Source organism: Paenibacillus sp. An7 (genome assembly GCF_009870785.1).
Taxonomy (GTDB): Bacteria; Bacillota; Bacilli; order Paenibacillales; family Paenibacillaceae; genus Paenibacillus.
In genome coordinates this window covers 1-3,074 of the sequence record NZ_WTWX01000056.1, presented here as the reverse complement: position 1 = coordinate 3,074, position 3,074 = coordinate 1, and the positions used below count along the sequence as shown (strand labels likewise).

Genomic DNA, 3,074 nt, shown 5'->3' with positions numbered 1-3,074 from the left:
CTACTAAATAATGATTTAAATAATAATGATTTAAATAATGATTGTTTGATTGAAGCGGAGACAGCAATTGCTGTCTCAGATTCAGAATCTTTTAATAATGAGATTCATGAAGCATTAAGTACATACTTGCCTGAATCGATTTATTTAGAGGGCATACCTGCAGGATCCGCTTATGTAGAAGAGATACTACTTATGTTACAAGAACAGTTTCCAAGCCAGTTAGATCCAGAAGTTGTACGCATTGCTGCTGATCGATACTTTGAGCGTACTGCTTATCTGGCTCCAAATGCACCGAACGGTGTAAAAATGAAAATTGACGTTCGAAATCCCGTAGGGTTATTTAACAAAGTGTATTCTGAAGCAATACAACTTTATAAAATTAAAGCAAATAGAAAGCAATGAAAAGCTAATAAACGAGATTTTATGGAATGCTGCTTCTTCGAAGGACCCGAAATGGTTTTTTAATGTTCTGCAAACTACTATCTACGGATACATCTTGATTTGATATGTCATGAGACGGACAGAATCGCGTTCTGTAGGGGTTTTTAAAAACTTTAAGTACTAAGTTAACGGAAAAATATAAAACTCGTCCTACAGCCATTTGAGAGCCCAAGATCGGCTTGTACCAAAGAATGCATGAAACATTACCATATCGGGGGTGTATCGAATGGATCGGACTTATACAACAAAGGATATCGCAGAAATGTTGGGTGTTGAAGCCGTTACGATACGGAAGTATTGCCAAGCGTTAGAACGTACTGGATATGTTATAAATCGAAGTAATGGAAAGGATCGGGTTTATACAGATCAAGACGCTATGACTCTTAAATATTTGCAAACGATACGGAATAGATCGGGTATATCGGTTGAAGCGGCTTGTATTGCAGTTCAGGCGAAGAAAATGGCCGTTACGGAGGATGAAAGTGTGATCGACAATATCGGTGAAGCCGGGGTATTAAGTCGATACGCTAACCAATACGACATCCTTACATCAAAGGTTGACGTACAAGCGGAACAGATTGGCCAACTTATTGAATTAAATCAAGCATTGATTGAACGTTTAGACAGCAGAGAAGAATACGAACGTAAAAGAGATTATCAAGTAACAGAGATGTTAGCGGCAATACGTGAACAGAAAGAAGCCACCAGACAATTGGCAGCAGCTAATGAATCAAAAACATTCATACAGCGATTATTTAGGAAATGAACGATAAGTTACTTCACGGAAGGATATATTTAAAACAAAAAAAGGCCCCTTTCTTGGGAAAGGGACCTTCAAATAGCTTATTTTAAAAATAAAATTAAAAAAGACCCCGTTTTCACAGCGGTCTTTTTTATCCGTGATCTCGCGTTAGCGAACTTATACTGTAAGATAATCATACCATAGAGGACCTTATCTTACAAGGAGCGTCGAAAGAAAAGCCTGTATTATAAATAATTTCTAAGAACTTTTTAACATCTTATTTGTATCTATACCGGCGATTTGTGCTTGTTCTATCAATGTTTGGTGTTCTGCAGCATCCCTTTGATGAACTTTACTTAAAATATCATAATAAAATTCGTGTAACCGATTAATTTCGATTTCAAGAGTTCTAGCCTTATCTTCAAGAATTGCTTCTGCATGATCACGGTCAAGATTTTGTATTTCAAGAGTTCTAGCCTTATCTTCAAGAATTGCTTCCGCATGAACACGATCTCGATACGTTGGAAATTGCCAAATAATATATTCATCAATTTCTTTCAGTATATGTGGGTTGGTTACAGTTCCTTTGCTCTCTGTTACACGGTTTTTATGGATCCATCTGATACTATTCATCTGTAAACCCGTATCGTAGGAAAAACCATTGCCAGCTGGTACATCTATAATATCTGAGAAACCCTTGCCATATTTTTTAGTACTCCCAGGCAAAACCAATATAGAAGAGTAATCACTAGCCAAAACTACACAAGGATGCTCATATTGAGGCTCATATTTAAAATTTGTTGCACCCAGATCCACCATGACTATATCTCCATAATTATATCTAGTGCGATTTTCTGGCCCGTGTAAGTTTTGTATCCATCTATCATGGAAGATGATCCAGTGTCCTAGATCGTGCGCAGAAAGTTGCTGTGCTTTATCCATGATATTCCACATCTCTTGTTTCCACTGAGGCTCGATAATTGCATTAGAAATACCCGGAGCAGTTTTAGAATTGGTTCTTCTTGTTTCTCTTTTTATTTTTCTTCGGTCAATATGAAACATTTGTTTCCCTCCAGGCAGTGTCTAAATTTCTTGATAAACCTACCATTTTTTCGCAAACTTTTAAAGTGGTCACATTTATACAACTAAAGGAAGCTTAACTTTAACAATGTAAAATAAAAAACCAGCCATTTAGGGCTGGTTTTTTAAAGCTGCGAGTAAACGGGTGGTGGTTTTTAATGTCACGCTAGCGTGCCTTTTTTGTGTTTTTAATGTCACGCTAGCGTGACATTAATGAATTTGTTTGTACCCATAAAAACATTAGGCTTAGCCTAATACCACACTGAAAGTGGGGTCAGTTTTCCCTTATGCTCTTTCTATCTTTAAATGGAATTTCACTCAATTTTGGTGTTCTTACAAGAACACTTTATAAATGGATTTTGTTATTAGAAAAAAACATTCACTATGAATAAAAAAAATGACGTATTGAACAAACTAGCACCCTACCGCTCTTAATAAACTTTTCTATGAATGACACTAGTATAGTTTATTTCATAACAACTTCACGAGAGTGCCCATTTATACCCCTGCTTCGCAGGGAATGGGTCACATAGCACGAAGTAAATAATTAGGAGTGCAGAGGGTGAAACCCTTTGCTTATACCTTGGTGTTATCTTTTAAAAATGTTTTCATAGATTCCCTTTTAACCATTCTGCCGATCTGGCAGGGGATGAGAAGAGAAACATATGTCTTGCAGATCCTTATGTGCGAGATATGATTATTCCACGTCATTACTGAATTTATTGGTTTTTTTGTTAGTTTACTAGCTTCATAGTATCATGCTAAAATCTTCTAAACGAGAAAAAAGCGCCCTATGCTTTGGTCGGCTAGG

Annotated in this window: 2 protein-coding genes and 1 pseudogene; 2 read left to right on the top strand and 1 reads right to left on the bottom strand. The window is 36.7% G+C overall.

What is annotated here, in order from left to right:
* Together GQY27_RS21045 and GQY27_RS21040 are read left to right on the top strand one after the other, a co-directional pair.
* Positions 1 to 402, top strand: a pseudogene (locus tag GQY27_RS21045) (hypothetical protein); the annotation flags it as partial.
* A 265-nt stretch (positions 403 to 667) separates the two neighbouring features.
* Entirely contained in the window at positions 668 to 1,207 is a 540-nt protein-coding gene (locus GQY27_RS21040) for a MerR family transcriptional regulator (protein ID WP_160037220.1), read from the top strand.
* Between the two features lie 234 nt (positions 1,208 to 1,441).
* On the opposite strand, the gene GQY27_RS21035 is transcribed toward GQY27_RS21040, so the two are convergent.
* Positions 1,442 to 2,245: a type II toxin-antitoxin system PemK/MazF family toxin gene (locus tag GQY27_RS21035; RefSeq protein WP_160037219.1), complete on the bottom strand. Its 804-nt coding sequence runs from the start codon at positions 2,243 to 2,245 to the stop codon at positions 1,442 to 1,444.
* Between the last annotated feature and the right edge of the window lie 829 nt (positions 2,246 to 3,074).

Bases quoted from the DNA above. Each gene is read 5' to 3' on its own strand.
- GQY27_RS21040 (WP_160037220.1), top strand. From the start codon at position 668: ATGGATCGGACTTATACAACAAAGGATATCGCAGAAATGTTGGGTGTT.
- GQY27_RS21035 (WP_160037219.1), bottom strand. From the start codon at position 2,245: ATGTTTCATATTGACCGAAGAAAAATAAAAAGAGAAACAAGAAGAACC.